This window comes from Carboxydothermus ferrireducens DSM 11255, from assembly GCF_000427565.1.
Lineage (GTDB): Bacteria > Bacillota > Z-2901 > Carboxydothermales > Carboxydothermaceae > Carboxydothermus > Carboxydothermus hydrogenoformans.
Window position 1 is genome coordinate 95988 of record NZ_KE386561.1, and the last position, 16767, is coordinate 112754.

The window sequence follows — 16767 nt, forward strand, 5'->3', positions numbered from 1 at the left end:
GTGAGTGAATCAAAATTGTGGTTTTTATTCATAGTAGCTGCTTTAATTTTACTGGTGTTTCTTGGAATACATCTGGGATACATGCATCTTGATAATATTTTGGGCGTAGACGACCCATTGGATTACAATAACGTAAAAACCCGGGGACAGGATACCTTTTGGCTTGTAAGTTATCTTATCCTTTTGGTAGCTGCTTTATATCATGGAATGTATGGCTTAAGAACGATTCTTTTGGAATATTTTCCGCAAAACCTTAAATTTATTAATGGTTTAATAGGGATAATCGGCTTTTTAGCTTTAGTTTTAGGTAGTTATGTTGTAATATATTCTTACATTGGGGGGTAGGGGAAATTGAAGGTAACGTTTAAAATTTGGCGCTATGATCCTGCAAAGGATGTAAAACCGTATTTTCAAGATTATACTTTCGATGTAAAAGAAGGCATGACAGTTTTAGATTGCCTTTATTACATTAAAGAAAATATTGATGCCACGTTGGCTTTTAGAGCATCGTGCCGGATGGGTATTTGCGGTTCCTGCGCGATGTACATTAATAAAAAGCCGCGACTTGCCTGTGAAACTCAAGCTTTATCCCTCGGGACTGACGTAATAGAGATTGATCCACTGCCTAACTATAAAAATATAAAAGATTTAGTTCCGGATTTAACTCCACTTTTTGAGAAACATAAAAATGTCAAGCCATATATAATACCTGAAAACGAGCAGGAATTTTTAAATCCTACCGGAGAATATTCCCAGACACCGGCAGAACTTGAAGAATACCTGCAATTTGCTTATTGTATAAAATGTGGTGCTTGTCTTGCTGCTTGCCCTACGGTAGGAACTACGCCGGATTTTCCCGGACCGCAAGCTTTGGCCCAAGCATATAGATATAATGCTGATAATCGCGATTTTGGGGAAAAGGAAAGAAAAGTTCAGGTCGATAATCCAAAAGGTTTATGGCGCTGCCATATGGCGGGGGCATGTGCTGAAGCCTGTCCTAAAGGCGTTGACCCTGCTTTGGCTATCCAGCTTTTTAAAAGGTCGTTCTTTTTCACCGGCCGCAAACCTAAAGCCCGCTTAATTCCGTTAAATAAAGAAAAGCCTGCTCAGGGAGGAATAAAAGCTCCTGAGCCAACAGTTTAATTTAAATTAAAGGAGGTTTTAAAATGGCAGATTTTAAAGCTAAAGCTTTAGAATTACACAAGAAATTTCGCGGAAAGATTGAAGTAAAGTCCAAGGTACCTGCTAAGACTGCGGAAGATTTATCTTTAGCCTATACGCCTGGGGTTGCGGAGCCCTGTAAGTTAATTGCTGAAAATAAGGATTTGTCATATGAATATACCAGCCGCTGGAATATGGTAGCGGTGGTATCCGACGGTACTGCAGTTTTAGGATTAGGAGATATTGGACCTTATGCCGCCATGCCCGTAATGGAAGGTAAGGCACTACTATTTAAAGAATTTGCCGGGGTTGATGCTTTCCCAATTTGTCTTGATACCAAGGATCCTGATAAAATTGTCGAGGTAGTAAAACTTTTAGAGCCGACCTTTGGAGGGATTAATTTAGAAGATATCGCAGCACCTAATTGTTTTTACATCGAAGAGCGATTAAAGAAAGAAACATCTATTCCCATTTTTCATGATGACCAGCATGGAACCGCTATTGTTACCCTGGCGGCTCTAATAAATGCGTTAAAAATAGTTAATAAAGATATTTCAAAGATTAAAGTAGTGGTCAATGGTGCAGGGGCTTCAGCAACTGCAGTTTCCAAGCTTATTATGGCAAGCGGGGTAAAAAATTTAATAATGTGTGATAGTAAAGGAATTATCTACCGGGGCCGTCAAGAAGGAATGAATAAATACAAAGAAGAATTAGCCCAAATCACTAACCCTGAAAATATTAAAGGAACCCTTAAGGATGCTTTAAAGGGAGCAGATGTTTTTATTGGACTTTCCAAAGCAAAACAAGTAACGGAAGAAATGGTTAAGTCAATGAATAAAGATGCAATTGTCTTTGCTATGGCCAATCCAGAACCGGAAATCTACCCCGATGAAGCGAAAAGAGCGGGGGCCAGGATTGTAGCTACCGGTCGCTCCGATTTCCCCAATCAAGTAAATAATGTTTTGGCATTTCCGGGAGTTTTCCGGGGTGCATTGGATGTAAGGGCCACAGATATCTCCGAAAAGATGAAAATAGCAGCAAGTTATGCTATAAGTTCTTTGGTTGCCGAAAATGAGCTTAATGAAGATTATATTTTACCCAAAGCTTTCGATGCAAGAGTTGCACCAACAGTTGCTCGCGAAGTGGCAAAAGCGGCTTTAGAGGAAGGAATAGCAAGAATTAAGATAAGCCCGGATGATGTCTTTAAACATACCCTTGAACTTTTGGAAAAAAGCGGCTCCTAAAGGGGTCGCTTTTTTATGCGTTAATCTAAGTGAATCTTATAGTCACAAGGAATTTTAAATTTTCTAAAGAATTTTAAACTATAGATTAAAAATATTGAGGGAAGAATAATGAGGAGATTTAAACTTGCAACAAAAATAACCTTATTAGCTTTTACGGTTGCAGCTTTTTCGGTTTTTTTTTCAGGATTCTTTCTTACCTATAAAGCAGCGGTGGAATTAAAAAAGGAACTCGGCAAGCGGGCCCTGGCAATTGGTAGGACGGTAGCGGAAAACCCTACAGTTAAAAAATACCTGGGCAGGCCGGAAGGTTTTAAGGAGATTGAACCGGTAGCTGAAAGAATACGCCGGGCGACCAATGTTGATTATATAGTTGTTCTGGATATGAATCGTATACGCTATTCCAGTCCTCTTCCGGAAAGGGTAGGCTCAAAATTTTCCGGAGGAGATGAAGGGCCGGCTTTTGCCGATAACGAATATATTTCTGAGGCAAAAGGAATAAGGGGGATAGCGGTTAGGGCTTTTGTTCCTGTCAAAAATGAATCTTTTACAGAGCAAATTGGTGTTGTGGTGGTGGGAATACTGCTTCCTACCTGGTGGGAGCTTTTAAAAAGTGTCCGGGAAGGAATATACTTAGCAACTCTCATGGGTTTATTTATTGGAGCAATAGGGGCTGGTTTTTTAGCGGTAAAAATAAAAAAGGAAATTCTGGGGTTAGAACCGGAAGAAATTGCCAGTCTTGTGGAACAGCGGGATGCTCTCTTAAATACCATTAACGAAGGAATAGTGGCTATCGATCGGATGGGGAATATTACCCTGGTAAATCCGGCGGCTCAAGTTATTTTAAATCTCCGTCAAGAAGAGGTAGTGGGTAAAAATATCGGAGAAGTTGCCCCTGAAAGCAGGCTTCCTGAAGTGATGGCAACGGGGCAACCGGTGTATAATCGTGAAATTTTTGTAGGCGGCAAGCAGTTAATTTCCAGCCGGTTGCCCTTAAAGGTTAAGGGTAAGGTTATAGGTGCGGTTGCAGTCTTTCGGGAAAAAAGTGAGGTCCAAAAATTAGCGGAAGAATTGACCGGAGTAAAAAAGTTTGTCGAAGCTCTAAGAGTTCAAAACCATGAAAATTTAAACCGTCTTCATTCTATTGCCGGTCTTATTCAACTGGGTAGGGTGGACGAAGCGTTGGACCTAATTTTTCGTTTGACGGACACGCAACAGGCGCTTACAACATTTTTAACAAAAAAAATTAAGGACCCGGCTTTGGCCGGGCTTATTTTGGGGAAAGCCGCCAGGGCATCGGAATTAAAGGTAGAATTTTTGGTTAATCGGCGAAGTTTTGTTGAAGGATATCCGGCCGAACTTGACAGTACCAAAGTCATTGAGATTACCGGCAACATTCTGGAAAATGCCCTGGAAGCGGCGGTATCAGGAAAAATAAAAAAGGTTTATCTCAAAATCCAGGCGAATAAAAGAAGATTTTTTCTTCTTGTACTTGATACAGGGCCGGGAATAAGAGTTGAAAAAAATAAGATCTTTGAGCCAGAGTATTCTACAAAAGGGGAAAATCGTGGTTATGGACTTTACATTGTAAAAAGGCATTTAGAGGATGTTTGTGGCAAAATTAGAATTAGATCAACTTCCAAAGGAACCGTTTTTTTAATCAAAGTAGGAGGTGAGAAAAATGATTAAAACGGTTATCGTTGAAGATGACCCCATGGTCCTGGAGATAAATAAGAATTTTATAAAGGAAGTAGAAGGTTTTGAAATAATTGCAGCTCTTAAAAGCGGTAGTGAACTTTTAAACTTTTTAAAAACCACTCTCCAGAACTTCTCATCCTGGATATTTACCTTCCCGATATTGACGGTTTAACTTTGTTAAAGGAAATTCGCCGGCAAAATATTTCGGTGGATGTGCTTGCTATAACTGCAGCTCAGCAAGGAGAAATAGTAGCTGAATTATTGCGGTACGGTGTGGTAGATTATATTATCAAGCCTTTCAAAAAAGAGCGGCTTGTAAAAGCACTTTTAACCTATAAAAATAAATATTTAAAAATAGGCCGGAAGAGAAGTGTTCAACAGGAAGATATTGACCGGCTTTTTGCCAGATCAAGTGCTGGGGGTGAGCTTCCGAAGGGGCTTAATGATATTACTTTAAAAAAGATTTTGTCTCTTTTGGAAGAAACAAGGGAACCGCTGGCAGCAGCAGAAGTGGCCAAAAAAGCAGGAATATCGCGGGTCACAGCCCGAAGATACTTGGAATACTTAGAAAGGGAAGGTGTTGCCGGAAAAGAAATACGGTATGGTAGTATTGGCAGACCGGTAAATTATTATTATCTTCGTTGAACAAAAAGAACAAAATTAACTTTATGAGTAAAATATTTTAAATATTTAGAAAAATTCTTATATTAAAAATATAAAATCATTTTAAGGGGGTGGCTTTGTTGTTAAAGTTTAGCAGAAATATTTTTATTGCCGTATTAGTCCTGTTTTTGGTATTTGCGTTAGTTGCGTGCGGAAGCAAACAGGAAGGGGAAAAGAAAACCGAACCTATTGTTATCAAGTTTTCCCACGTAGTGGCGGAAACTACTCCCAAGGGGCAGGCGGCATTAAAATTTAAAGAGCTTGCGGAGCAAAAAACCGGTGGAAAAGTAAAGGTGGAAGTATATCCATCGAGCCAGCTTTTCGGGGATAAGGAGGAGTTAGAAGCGTTAATCGCAAATAACGTTCAATTTATTGCACCTTCGGTAACCAAACTGGTAGGTTTAAATCCTCAGTTTCAAATTGTTGATATTCCCTTTTTGTTTAAGAGCGAAGAAGCAGCACTTAAGTTTTATCAGGGCCCCGCAGGTCAAAAGCTTTTAAAAAGCCTGGAGGATAAAGGTATCATTGGTCTAGCCTGGTGGCCAAACGGGGCAAAGCATTTTACCAATTCTAAACGTCCATTGAGAAGACCGGAAGATTTTAAAGGGCTTAAATTTAGAACTCAATCCGGAGGTGTTTTGGAAGAGCAATTTAAACTTTTAGGCGCCGGCTCCCAGACTATACCTTTTGGAGAAGTTTATACTGCCCTGCAAAACAAAACGGTAGACGGACAGGAAAATACTTTTAATAACATCGATACCCAAAAGTATGCTGAAGTGCAAAAATATCTCACGGTTTCGGGTCACGGACGGCTGGATTATGTGGTTTTAACCAATAAGACCTTCTGGGATAGCCTGCCTGAGGATATTAAAAAAGCTTTGGAGGAAGCTCTGGCCGAAGCTACTGAATATGAAATTAAGCTTTCAACGGAGTTAAACCAGAAAAGCATGGAAAACCTTAAAAAGAGCGGCAAGCTTGAGTTTTATTATTTAACTCCACAGGACCGGGAGGCTTTCATTAAAGTTTTTGAACCGCTTTATAAAAAATACGAACCAATTATTGGTAAAGATATAATGGATGCTGCGAGAAATGCCGAGTAGGGCACATCAACGGATGTGCCCTTTTTACTAACAAAGGAGGGAATTGTTTTGCGGAAAAAATCGGTATGGATAAAAATCTACGAAGGCTTAGAGGATTATTTAAGCGGCGGACTTTTATACCTGGGTCTTACACTTATTTTTGTAAATGTTATTCTGCGTTACGTTTTTGGTAAACCAATAGCCCTTTTAGACGAATATTCGGTGTATTTAATAGTGTGGGGCGCCATGATCGGCTTTGCTACTGCCTTACGGGATGACCACCATATTAAGGTGAATATGCTGTATGACCGGCTTTCGCCAAAAGGAAAGCGAATTGTAAGCATTTTTGCCAATTTAGTTGGGGCATTTTTTGCAATTCTAATGTTAATTTACGGTATAAAATTAGTAGTTACCTACAAAGTTTTAGGCCAGGGTTCGGCAGACAGTCAAACCCCGCTTTGGATTGTATCCCTGGTTTTGCCAATATCAGGCTTTATGATGGTGGTAAGATTTGTTGAAAAAGTATTTCTACTGCTAAAAAAAGATACCTGGCAGAAATTGATCCAATCAAAGGAGGTGGGGCTGTAAAATGGATGTAGGAACTCTAACGTTATTGTTATTTGCGATTTTTATCTTGCTTTTTCTTTTAAACGTACCGATTGCTATAAGCCTGGGTACGGCTGCAGTCATTATTTTATATTTAAGCGGAAAGTTTACTTTATATTTTATTGTGCAGCGTATGTTTGCTTCCCTTCTTTCCCCGCCTCTAATCGCAATACCGGCATTTGTGGCTGCCGGGGTTATTATGTCCCGGGGTGGGATTGCCAGATATTTAATTGAAGCTTTAAAAGCCTGGATTGGTCATTTGCCTGGCGGGATGTCGGTGGTTACAATCTTGGCCTGTGCTTTTTTTGCGGCAATTTCGGGATCAAGTCCGGCTACAGCAGCAGCAATTGGCTCAATAATGCTGCCGGCACTTTTGGAAAGTGGCTATCCCAAACGATACAGTATGGGACTTATTGCTGCAGCGGGTACTTTGGGAATATTAATTCCGCCCAGCGTAACCCTCGTAATTTATGGAATTACCGCGGAAGAGAGTATCGGTAAGCTTTTTATGGGCGGCCTTTTGCCGGGGCTTTTCCTGGCGGGGGTTCTGGTATTAAGTGCAATAATTTATGCTAAAAGGGGAAACTTTAAAGGAGCGGAAAAAGCGGACTGGGCAACAAGGATAAAAGCAACGGTTAAAGCCTTGCCCGGAATGTTTTTACCGGTATTTATACTGGGAAGTATTTACTCCGGCATTGTTACCCCGACCGAAGCAGCAGTGCTTTCGCTTTTTTATGCTTTATTTGTTTCGGTTTTTATCTACCGCGAGTTAAAACTCCAAGATATTAGAGGAATCTTGGTAGATACTATTAATACCGTATCTATGATCTACTTGGTTATAGCCGCTGCAATGGTTTTTGGCTTGTTTATCGTTACCAACCAAATTCCCAATATTGTTGGAGAATGGATTAAAAACGCTCATTTAACCAAGTTTACTTTCTTTTTGGCAACAAACTTAATGTTTTTTATCATGGGAACCTTTTTAGAAGCAGTTTCCATTACTTTAATTACGCTACCGATTTTGTTGCCGATGATAAAACATCTCGGGATAGACTTAATCCAGTTTGCTATAGTAATGACGGTAAACATGGAGCTGGCAATGATTACACCACCGGTGGGCTTAAACCTTTTTGTGGTGAGCAATATGGCAAAAGAAAAATTGGAAGAGGTAGTAAAAGGGGTAATACCGTTTATTGTAATTATGATTTTAGTTATGATTCTTCTAATGGTTTGGCCGGACATATCCCTGTACATCCCAAGGGTCTTAATGAAAGATTAAATGCCGGGATTTCCCGGCATTTAATCTTTTAAATCTTTAAAATGATTGATTTAAAAAAGAGTATAATTTTAAAAAAAGACCTTGGGGGAGAGATGGTGCGGGGTTTATTAGTAGTTTTAAGTTTGCTTTTATTGGGTTTGCAGGGGTGTGCACCAAAAGCCGTAGATTTTGAACAAACGAGTCCAAAAGAAAAAATTGTCTTGACCTTTTCTCACGTTGTAAGTGATGCTTCGCCCAAAGGACGGGCTGCCCGCTTGTGGGCTGATCTGGTTTATCAACGAAGCGGGGGACGGGTAGAAATAAAAATTTATCCTAACGGCACTCTTTATAAAGATGGCGAGGAATTAGAAGCATTAAAAAAAGGGTATGTCCAGATTATTGCTCCTGCTACCTCAAAATTAACCAGCCTGGATAGTCGCTGGGGGGTTTTTGATCTTCCGTTTTTCTTTAACGATTTAGAGCAGGTGCATCAATTGGCAGATGGTCCTGTTGGGGAGCTTTTAAGAAAGAGCATGCGTGAAAAAGGGATAGAAGTATTGGCCTACTGGGATAATGGATTTAAAATTCTCACCGCTGACCGGCCTTTAGAAAATTTGAAAGACTTTCAGGGGTTAAAAATTCGGATTATGGACAGTCCTATTTTAAAAAAGCAGTTTTTAAAATTAGGGGCAATTCCGGTACCACTTTCTTTTAATGAAGTATTTGAAGCATTAGAAAATAAAAAAGTAAACGGAGGCGAAAACACTCCTTCAAATCTCTACTCCAAAAAGTTTTACCAGTTGCAAAGCTATGTGACTATATCCAATCATGGTTATCTGGGTTATGCGGTTTTAATGAACAGGGATTATTTTAACAGCTTAGACCAAGAAACAAGAAAAATCCTTTTAGACACCTTAAAGGAAGTTACTGCTTGGCAAAGAAAAATAGCATTAGAGCAAAATGCTGCAGATTTAGCCCGTATTCGAAATGATCAAAATATTAAGATTCATGATTTAACTCCGGAAGAAAAGGAAGCGTGGCAAGCGGTATTAAAGCCTCTTGCGTATGAAATAATCCCTTTATTTCCAAAAAATTTACAAAGCGAAATTTTAAAAATAGGAAATCTTAACTGAATAGTTTTCAAAATGGGGTAATATTATAGCAATTCTTAGAGAAAGTGGGGGAAAATAAAAGTAATGAAAACGGGATTTCCCCAATTAGAAAATTTAGTAATTCGGCGAGGCTTATGTACGGGTTGTGGCAGCTGTGTTGGAGTATGCCCTAATGGGGCGCTTGAAATGACTCGGGTGTACGGCGAACCTATGCCGGTTTGCAGAGACAAATGTTCAGAGTGCGGGATTTGCTTTCGCATTTGCCCGGGAAGCGATGTGCCGCTTTTGGAATTAGAAAAACATTTTTTTGGTAGTAATCGTAACCCTACTTTGACAGACCTGGGATTCTATCGCGGAAGCTATGTTGGGTATGCTGGGGAAGAAATTATCCGAATAAAGGGTGCAAGTGGAGGAGTGGTAACGGCGCTCTTGGTGCATGCTTTAGAAAAGGGAATAATTGACTGTGCCATTGTGGCTGGATTTAATAAAGAAAAACCTTGGCTTACCGAGGCCAAGTTAGCAAAAAGCAAAAAAGAAATTATAGATGCAGCCCAATCAAAATACGCCGTAGTTCCTGTTAATATGCTCTTCCGGGAAGCTGTAAAGGCGGGATGTCAGCGCGTAGGAATTGTTGGGCTTCCCTGTCATATTCATGCGGTGCGTAAGATGCAGTATTATGATATACCGAGGGATATTGCGGGGAAAATTAAATTAACTATAGGTTTATTTTGTGCTTCTCAGTTTTATTTCGAGGGTACGCGGCATATTTTGGTGGAGTGGTGCGGTGTAGATGACATGGAAGAAATAGCTAATTTGGAGTACCGGGGAGGAGAATGGCCGGGACATTTTGTGGTAAAGCTTCATAGTGGTGAAACCATTACTATTGACCGTCACCGGTATGTTTATCATATGTTAATGCCCAATTACAAAAGGGACCGGTGTGAAATGTGTATCGACTGGAGTAGTGAACTTGCCGACATTGCTGTAGGTGATTACTGGGCTACTCCGACGATTGGAGATAGCTTCAGCGGCACTTCAGCCCTGTTAGTAAGGTCTTTAACGGGTGAGGAGTTAATAAAGAGTGCTGTAGAAGAAAAGGTGTTATATCTGGAAGTTCTTGAGCCGGAAAAACTTTGCAGTGGTGTAGGGTTTGAAATGAAAAAACACGGAGCGGCTTTTCGCTTGGCTCAGCGCCAGCAATTTGGCTGGCCAACTCCTAATTATCACATGAAGGTGGATTATACGCCTTTTTTTCGAGAGTTTCATATGGCACCAGAGAAAAAATGAAGCAACGGTGGTTGTTGCTTTTCTTTTTTGTCAAACCTACTACAAAATGTGGTATAATCATTCAAGGAGGTGAAAAAATGTTTTTAAGAAAAAATTTTTTCATCATGATACTTATGTTAAGCTTGATGATTATGTTAAATACTACAGCCTTTGCGTATGATGTAAACCTTTTTAAAGAAATTACCAGTAAAATGGTCTGTTTATGTGGTTGTGGTAAACAAAAAATCTATGAATGCGAGTGTCAACAAGCTGAATCTATTAGGAACGAAGTTAAGAAAATGCTAAATGAAGGAAAGACGGAGGCGGAAATTTTAAGTTACTACGTTAAAAGAGATGGCCAGGAACGGCTGGCGGCGCCAACTGCTAAAGGATTTAACTTTTTAGCCTGGATAATGCCCGGTCTCGGGTTAATAGCCGGTGGTTTATTTGTAAATTACTTTATTCGTAAAAAACAAAGAAGCGGTAATGTTCTTATGCAAAAAATAAATGATAGTGATAAGGACGGTCTAAATAACCTGGATTTTAAAGAGATTGAGGATGAGCTTAAAAAATATCTTTAATGGTGGACTAGCTTTGTAGTCCACTTTTTTGTTTAAAAAATAACTTCCCATAATAAGTATTATGTAAACTAAAAAGCTTTAAAAAAGATAACCAGATTTTCTGGTTATCTTAAGACCTTTACCCGGTTAAGCGGCCAGTAGGTTAAAACTGCCCGACCTTTTATGTTTTTTATCGGTACCGCACCAAAATACCTGCTATCAGCACTGTGTTGGCGATTATCACCCATAACAAAAATTGCATCTTTGGGAATTTTAAAAGGTCCAAAGGGTTCCATTTCCATTTTTGCAGGTAAATAATTTTCCTTTAACGGTTTACCGTTGATGTAAACGGTATTATTTTTAATTTCCAATGTTTCCCCCGGAAGCCCAATTACTCTTTTTATAAAGGGCGGTGAATTCGCTGAATTCGGAGGATCAAAAACCACTATTTGTCCCCGCTCTATAGGCTTAATTTTATACCAGAATTTCAAAACTACGACCCGGTCGTTTGGTAAAATTGTGGGTATCATTGAACCGGTTGGAACGTAAGTCAGTTGAAAGATAAAAGTTTTAATGATAAACGCTAAAATTACTGCCCAGATTGCTGCTGAAATGAATTCTTTTAGTTCATTTTTCCAGGAAAAACTTTTTGTTGTTTCTTTTTCAGTTTCGCTGAACATTGTCTTTTACGTCCTTTCCAAAAATTTTTTAAGGTAAAAGGTTAAAATATTTTAGTCTTTTGTGAAGCCATTGGCGCGATATTCCTAAAAGATTGGCCGCTTTACTTTTATTGCCTTTAGCTTTTAAAAGAGCTGCCTTAATTAATTCTTTTTCATATGCCTCAAGTAAATTTGTAAGACTTTGTCCTAACGGAAATTCTTTATTTTTTAGTTCTTCTCCCAGAATATACGGTGGTAGATATTTTTTTTCGATGACTTTGCCCTCAACTAAATTAAAACACCTTTCCAGGACATTTTCAAGTTCTCGGATATTTCCCGGCCAGGAATAATTCATAAATATATCCATAACTTCCGGAGAAATACCCGTAACATTTGTCCCGTATTCTTTATTAAATTTTTCTATGAAATATTTGATTAATAAAGGTAAATCTTCAATCCTTTCCCTTAGAGCTGGTACATATAACGAAATTACATTAAGACGGTAGTAAAGATCTTCCCGAAATTTCTTCTTTTTAATAAGTTCTTCTAAGTTTTGATTGGTTGCGGCAATTACCCTAACGTTAATTTTTCTTGTCTTTCGGTCTCCCAGCCGTTCAACTTCTTTTTCCTGCAGTACCCTTAAAAGTTTAGCCTGCATAGCTAAGGGCATATCCCCTATTTCATCCAAAAATATTGTACCATTATTTGCTAATTCAAATTTACCAATTTGTCCCCCTTTTTTAGCTCCGGTGAACGCTCCTTCGACATAACCAAAAAGCTCTGCTTCGAAGAGATTTTCCGGAATTGCGGCGCAGTTAACCTTGATAAAGCTACCCGGTCTTCCGCTCTCCACGTGTAAGGCATGGGCAACTAATTCTTTTCCGGTTCCACTTTCCCCCCGGATTAAAACGGTGGTGTTATAAGGAGCTATCTTTTTAATTATTTCTTTTAAGCGTACAATAGAGGGATGATTGCCAATTATTTTATTTTCGGTAAATTGTTTTGACGTATATTTAGTTAGTTCGTTTTTATAGTACGATAATTCGGAATTTAATTGATTAACCTTTTCAGCCAATGCTAATAAGTCACTGACTTCTTGAAAAATAACTTTGATTACTCCTCCATAAAGTTTGTAATCTTTTACTATCGGGTATTTAAAAGCTACCACTTGCCTGCCGTTAATTTCTACCACTTCTGTTTTTATATCGTCGGCGGATTCTGGTAATTCACAAAAGAAAGGATTTGCGGTTAAGGAGTTAATTGGTTTGTTGACGATATCGCTTAACTTTAGACCAAAGAGGTCAGCAATTGCTTTATTGGCGTGGGTGACCGTTTTATCTAAATCCAAAACCATGTATCCTTCCTGGCCTGCTTCGAGGATGGTTTCTAAAGTTTGTTTTAAAGCCAAAACATTTTCCAATTCATCGGCAATGTTTTTTAGTTCATTAATTTCCTGGGCAACCCCAATAGCACCAATAATCTTACCCTTGTAATAAAGTGGGGTTCGGTTAACTACATACAAGTTATCCCCAATTTTAAATTTGCGACCAATGTGTGATTCGCCAGTTTTCAGTACCTTATTAAGCCCGCTAAACGGCAAGACTTCATTTATATTTTTTCCCAAAGCTTTTTTTGCTGGATAGTTAAAAACTCTTTCACTGGCCTTATTAAAAATAATAACCTTTCCTTCTTCGTCGATGGCTACAATAGCGTTATGAATTGAATCAAGAATGTGTAATAGACTTAAATGATTTATGGGATTTATCGCCACAGTTTACTCCACCCCGGTTATTTTTAACAAGTCGTCAAAAGAATTTAAAATGTAATTCGGCTTTGTTTTTACCAAATCCTCCCAAGGTAAAACGCTCCATTTTACCGCAGCAGTTTTAACTCCAGCTCTTTGGGCACTTACCATATCATGAGGACTATCGCCAACCATTAGACATTGTTCTGGCTTTACTTGAAAAAATTTTAGAGCGTATAACACCGGAGCAGGGTCGGGTTTATGTTTTTCGGTATCCTCCAAAGCAACTACGAGATCGAAATATCGATCCAGGTTAAATAACTTAAGGCCTCTTATAGCAGTACTTTTTACTTTTGATGTAATGACGGCAAGTATTTTACCCCTTTGCTTTAATTTTTCCAAAGTTTCTTTTGCTCCCGGAAAAGGTTTTACCATTTGATCGTGATGCTGTAAATTAAATTCACGGTAAGCAGCTATCACTTGGTCGATTGTTTCCGGATCTAAATTTTCAAAGGAATAAATTAGTGGTTTGCCGAAATAGGGATAAATCTCTTCCCTGGTGATATCTTTATTTAGAAAATTTTTATAAACATGTTTAAACGATTCATATATCAAATCAAAAGTGTCCAACAAAGTACCATCTAAGTCAAAAAATACTGCTTTTATCATTGCAACTCTCCCTTTTATAGCCTTCTAAGATATTCGGGGCGCAATGGCCAAATTCCTTTTTCTTCGAGAGCTTCATCAATAATTTTAATAAGTTTAGCGCGGTCTTGATTAAGTACTCCTTTTAATGGTAAGTAGTTTGAAGCATGATTACTGCGAAATACCGTATTGGATAAGTTTAAATTTTGTAAAAACAATTTTAATTCCTGTAAAATTTCTTTGCTCGAAAGGAGCTGAAAGCGGTTTTCTTCTGCATCCTTGTATAGTTTTGTACCGGGGACTAACATTAATGTGAGGGTAGCTAAAAAATGGGGACTTATTTTGGAAACCACTTCCGCCGAAGATAGGGCATGTTCCTGCCAGAGCTCTTTGCCACCCAATCCGGATATTACGGTTATGGAAAGTTCAAAATTTGCCTCTTTTGCTTTTTGACACGCATGGATTATCTCAGCGGCAGTAAATCCTTTTTGGACCTTTTTTAAAACGATATCTGAACCACTTTCCAGGCCGATGTACAAAAGGGATATTCCGTTTTCTCGAAGTGCACGCAGTTCTTCGGCACTTTTAGTTAAAAGCGATTTAGGTCCTGCGTAACTGCTTATTTTTTTTAACCGGGGAAAGCTGTTTTTTAACATCTTTAATACTTCGATTAGGTATTCGGTTGGGGCGCTTAAAGCATCGCCATCGGCTAAAAAAACTTTTTCGGCAAAGGGATAATTTAGCTTAAAAAAGTTGATAATTTCTTTAACTTCTTTTAAAGGCCTGATTTGAAAAACCTTGTCTTTATACATCCCGCAAAAAGTACACTTATTATAGCTGCATCCCACCGTTACTTGTAAAATAACGCTATTTGCTTCACTCGGAGGGCGAAAAATATTGCCACGATAGATTTCCATCCGCCTCCCTCCCTATACTTTTTTCGGTAAAAAGTTTAAAACCATGCTCAAAAAGAAGCCGAGCGGTAACACCCATTCCTGGAATTAACCGTTTTTGAAAACTTCCATCATAAATGTAATTTACGCCGCAGGAAGGGCTTTTTTCTTTAAGGATGATACCGGATAATTTATTTTCATAAAATTGAGCAATTTTTAAGGTTTCCTGAGCTCCCCGGAAAAAGTTACTTGTTACATCTTCACCCTTGATATTGATTACTTTAAGTTGGGGATACGAAATAATTTCTGCCGGTAAGCGGGGTGTTGGCAAACCACCTAATTGTTCGGGACAAATGGGAATAAATAATTTATCTTTTAAAAACTCCAGTACCCGGGGATTTAAATTGTTAGTACCATCGTATTTTGTATTTAATCCAACTAAACAAGCGCTAACTAAAAAAATAGTTATACCCTCCTTTTTCTTTACCCAAAATTTTACCACTTTAAACCAAAGAAAAAAAGCCGGAATTTCCGGCTTTTAAACTTTTTCAACTACTAAAGCAAATCCTTGGCCGCCACCAATACATAAGGTTGCTAAACCGTATTTTGTATTACGTTTTTGCATCTCATGTAGTAAGGTTACCAATATTCGAGCTCCAGAGGCTCCTATGGGGTGACCTAACGCTATGGCACCACCGTTGACATTAGTTATTTCCGGATTTAATTCGAGCTCTTTAATTACCGCTAAAGCCTGGGCGGCAAAAGCTTCGTTTGCTTCAATAAGCCCCAAGTCAGAAACGGTTAAATTGGCTTTTTTAAGGGCTTTGCGGGTGGCAGGTATTGGGCCCAAACCCATATAGGCAGGATCTACTCCCGCAGCTGCATAACCGCGGATAACAGCCAAGGGTTTAATATTTAATTCTTGAGCTTTTTTTGCTGACATAACTACAACCGCAGCAGCTCCATCATTAATTCCCGAGGCATTTCCGGCAGTTACGGTACCATCTTTTTTGAAGGCCGGTTTTAGAGCGGCAAGTTTTTCCAGGGATGTACCGCGTTTGGGAAATTCATCGGTGGAAAATACCAGGGGTTCTCCTTTTTTCTGGGGGATGATTACGGGAACGATTTCTTCTTTAAACTTTCCTTCGTCAATTGCTTTTATAGCTCTTTCCTGACTTTGCAGGGCAAATTTGTCCTGTTCTTCGCGGGTTATATTGTATTTTTCGGCTATATTTTCCGCGGTAATTCCCATATGCACATCGGTAAAAGCACACCATAAGCCATCTTTAATCATGGAATCTATCAGGGTATCATGCCCCATGCGGTAACCTGTCCTGGCTTTGGGCAAGACGTAAGGTGCTAAAGACATGTTTTCCATTCCCCCGGCGACAACGATATCGGCATCACCCGTTGCTATTGCCTGGTAAGCTAGTCCGACGGATTTTAATCCTGAACCGCAAACTTTGTTTACTGTAAAAGCAGGTACTTCCTGGGGTATTCCTGCTTTTATAGCTGCCTGCCGGGCTGGGTTCTGGCCTAATCCTGCCTGTAAAACGTTCCCCATGATAACCTCATCAACAAACCGGGGCGCAAGGTTAATGCGGTTTAGACTTTCTTTAATAACAAGCGCCCCTAAATCCACCGCTGGCGTTTGGGCAAGGCTGCCCAAAAAACTGCCAATGGGAGTTCTAACGGCACTTACAATTACTACTTCTTCCATTGGAATCCTCCTTTAAAAAATCTTTAAAGCTTTAATTTGCAATAAGCAAAAATTATACCAACATTTATTGAAAAAAGGAGGTGTAGTTATAAGCTACACCCCAGAAACAAAATAAAACTACTCTCCTCTTCCCATTCTCTAGTTATTTTTTTTACGATTTTAAAAGCTTTTTAAACTCTTCGGTTAAAAGCGGAACTATTTCAAACAAATCGCCAACAATACCGTAATCGGCAACTTTAAAGATGTTAGCTTCCGGGTCTTTGTTGATGGCTACTATTACCTTGGAGCTGCCCATNCCGGCTAAGTGCTGAATTGCCCCGGAAATACCTACNGCGATATACAAACTGGGGGATACGGTCTTACCGGTCTGGCCTACCTGGTACCGGTGCTCCCGCCAGCCGGCATCTACCGCTGCCCGGGAGGCCCCTACCGCTGCCCCTAAAACGTCCGCCAAATCTTCCA

Annotated in this window: 19 protein-coding genes; 12 read left to right on the top strand and 7 right to left on the bottom strand. The window is 39.3% G+C overall.

Translation table 11 applies throughout. The features are described 5' to 3' along the window. From CARFE_RS0113045 to CARFE_RS15810, 12 genes are all read left to right on the top strand, one after another. Positions 1–345, top strand: a complete 345-nt coding sequence (locus tag CARFE_RS0113045) for a succinate dehydrogenase hydrophobic membrane anchor subunit (protein WP_028053052.1) — start codon at positions 1–3, stop codon at positions 343–345. A 6-nt stretch (positions 346–351) separates the two neighbouring features. After that, positions 352–1143: a succinate dehydrogenase iron-sulfur subunit gene (locus CARFE_RS15250; RefSeq protein WP_034542153.1), complete on the top strand. Its 792-nt coding sequence runs from the start codon at positions 352–354 to the stop codon at positions 1141–1143. Between the two features lie 23 nt (positions 1144–1166). Then, positions 1167–2405, top strand: a complete 1239-nt coding sequence (locus CARFE_RS0113055; RefSeq protein ID WP_028053053.1) for an NAD(P)-dependent malic enzyme — start codon at positions 1167–1169, stop codon at positions 2403–2405. A gap of 108 nt (positions 2406–2513) precedes the next feature. Beyond that, positions 2514–4091: an ATP-binding protein gene (locus tag CARFE_RS0113060; RefSeq protein ID WP_028053054.1), complete on the top strand. Its 1578-nt coding sequence runs from the start codon at positions 2514–2516 to the stop codon at positions 4089–4091. Beyond that, positions 4084–4272, top strand: a complete 189-nt coding sequence (locus CARFE_RS16485; protein WP_210432964.1) for a response regulator — start codon at positions 4084–4086, stop codon at positions 4270–4272. Before CARFE_RS0113060 ends, CARFE_RS16485 begins: the two co-directional genes overlap by 8 nt. Further along, the gene (locus CARFE_RS15255) at positions 4260–4745 is read left to right on the top strand and encodes a response regulator (RefSeq protein ID WP_245570804.1); all 486 of its coding nucleotides are present in this window, start codon (positions 4260–4262) and stop codon (positions 4743–4745) included. Before CARFE_RS16485 ends, CARFE_RS15255 begins: the two co-directional genes overlap by 13 nt. Positions 4746–4834: 89 nt before the next feature. Next, on the top strand, positions 4835–5863 hold the full coding sequence (locus tag CARFE_RS0113070) for a TRAP transporter substrate-binding protein (RefSeq protein ID WP_245570801.1): 1029 nt from the start codon (positions 4835–4837) through the stop codon (positions 5861–5863). A gap of 48 nt (positions 5864–5911) precedes the next feature. Then, a complete protein-coding gene (locus CARFE_RS0113075) occupies positions 5912–6430 on the top strand; it encodes a TRAP transporter small permease (RefSeq protein ID WP_028053056.1) in 519 nt (172 codons plus the stop codon). A gap of 1 nt (position 6431) precedes the next feature. Continuing rightward, positions 6432–7727: a TRAP transporter large permease gene (locus tag CARFE_RS0113080; protein WP_028053057.1), complete on the top strand. Its 1296-nt coding sequence runs from the start codon at positions 6432–6434 to the stop codon at positions 7725–7727. A gap of 92 nt (positions 7728–7819) precedes the next feature. Then, on the top strand, positions 7820–8839 hold the full coding sequence (locus CARFE_RS0113085; RefSeq protein ID WP_028053058.1) for a TRAP transporter substrate-binding protein: 1020 nt from the start codon (positions 7820–7822) through the stop codon (positions 8837–8839). Positions 8840–8902: 63 nt separating this feature from the next. Continuing rightward, positions 8903–10105, top strand: a complete 1203-nt coding sequence (locus CARFE_RS0113090; protein WP_028053059.1) for a Coenzyme F420 hydrogenase/dehydrogenase, beta subunit C-terminal domain — start codon at positions 8903–8905, stop codon at positions 10103–10105. Positions 10106–10182: 77 nt separating this feature from the next. Then, positions 10183–10665 (top strand): cytochrome c-type biogenesis protein, encoded by a 483-nt coding sequence (locus CARFE_RS15810; protein ID WP_051250327.1) that lies wholly within the window; start codon positions 10183–10185, stop codon positions 10663–10665. Positions 10666–10769: 104 nt separating this feature from the next. Here the strand turns inward: CARFE_RS15810 and lepB are convergent, their stop codons facing one another. The 7 genes from lepB to CARFE_RS0113130 form a co-directional block, all read right to left on the bottom strand. Next, positions 10770–11324: a signal peptidase I gene (gene lepB, locus CARFE_RS0113100; RefSeq protein ID WP_084138959.1), complete on the bottom strand. Its 555-nt coding sequence runs from the start codon at positions 11322–11324 to the stop codon at positions 10770–10772. Between the two features lie 28 nt (positions 11325–11352). Continuing rightward, entirely contained in the window at positions 11353–13074 is a 1722-nt protein-coding gene (locus CARFE_RS0113105) for a sigma-54-dependent Fis family transcriptional regulator (RefSeq protein WP_028053061.1), read from the bottom strand. Between the two features lie 3 nt (positions 13075–13077). Further along, positions 13078–13716: a pyrophosphatase PpaX gene (gene ppaX / locus CARFE_RS0113110; protein WP_028053062.1), complete on the bottom strand. Its 639-nt coding sequence runs from the start codon at positions 13714–13716 to the stop codon at positions 13078–13080. A gap of 14 nt (positions 13717–13730) precedes the next feature. Continuing rightward, positions 13731–14609, bottom strand: coding sequence for a B12-binding domain-containing radical SAM protein (locus CARFE_RS0113115; protein ID WP_028053063.1), 879 nt, complete (start codon positions 14607–14609; stop codon positions 13731–13733). Then, positions 14569–15048 (bottom strand): DUF523 domain-containing protein, encoded by a 480-nt coding sequence (locus CARFE_RS15265; protein WP_051250330.1) that lies wholly within the window; start codon positions 15046–15048, stop codon positions 14569–14571. The genes CARFE_RS0113115 and CARFE_RS15265 overlap by 41 nt, the downstream gene beginning before the upstream one ends. A gap of 75 nt (positions 15049–15123) precedes the next feature. Next, positions 15124–16305: an acetyl-CoA C-acetyltransferase gene (locus tag CARFE_RS0113125; RefSeq protein ID WP_011344263.1), complete on the bottom strand. Its 1182-nt coding sequence runs from the start codon at positions 16303–16305 to the stop codon at positions 15124–15126. A 151-nt stretch (positions 16306–16456) separates the two neighbouring features. Further along, positions 16457–16767 (bottom strand): electron transfer flavoprotein subunit alpha/FixB family protein (locus CARFE_RS0113130; protein WP_028053064.1); only part of this gene is annotated, 311 nt, incomplete at its 5' end.

Coding starts and splice junctions, on each gene's coding strand:
- CARFE_RS0113055 (WP_028053053.1), top strand. CDS start 1,167: ATGGCAGATTTTAAAGCTAAAGCTTTAGAATTACACAAGAAATTTCGC.
- CARFE_RS0113060 (WP_028053054.1), top strand. CDS start 2,514: ATGAGGAGATTTAAACTTGCAACAAAAATAACCTTATTAGCTTTTACG.
- CARFE_RS16485 (WP_210432964.1), top strand. CDS start 4,084: ATGATTAAAACGGTTATCGTTGAAGATGACCCCATGGTCCTGGAGATA.
- CARFE_RS0113080 (WP_028053057.1), top strand. CDS start 6,432: ATGGATGTAGGAACTCTAACGTTATTGTTATTTGCGATTTTTATCTTG.
- CARFE_RS0113085 (WP_028053058.1), top strand. CDS start 7,820: ATGGTGCGGGGTTTATTAGTAGTTTTAAGTTTGCTTTTATTGGGTTTG.
- CARFE_RS0113090 (WP_028053059.1), top strand. CDS start 8,903: ATGAAAACGGGATTTCCCCAATTAGAAAATTTAGTAATTCGGCGAGGC.
- CARFE_RS15810 (WP_051250327.1), top strand. CDS start 10,183: ATGTTTTTAAGAAAAAATTTTTTCATCATGATACTTATGTTAAGCTTG.
- lepB (WP_084138959.1), bottom strand. CDS start 11,324: ATGTTCAGCGAAACTGAAAAAGAAACAACAAAAAGTTTTTCCTGGAAA.
- ppaX (WP_028053062.1), bottom strand. CDS start 13,716: ATGATAAAAGCAGTATTTTTTGACTTAGATGGTACTTTGTTGGACACT.
- CARFE_RS0113115 (WP_028053063.1), bottom strand. CDS start 14,609: ATGGAAATCTATCGTGGCAATATTTTTCGCCCTCCGAGTGAAGCAAAT.
- CARFE_RS0113125 (WP_011344263.1), bottom strand. CDS start 16,305: ATGGAAGAAGTAGTAATTGTAAGTGCCGTTAGAACTCCCATTGGCAGT.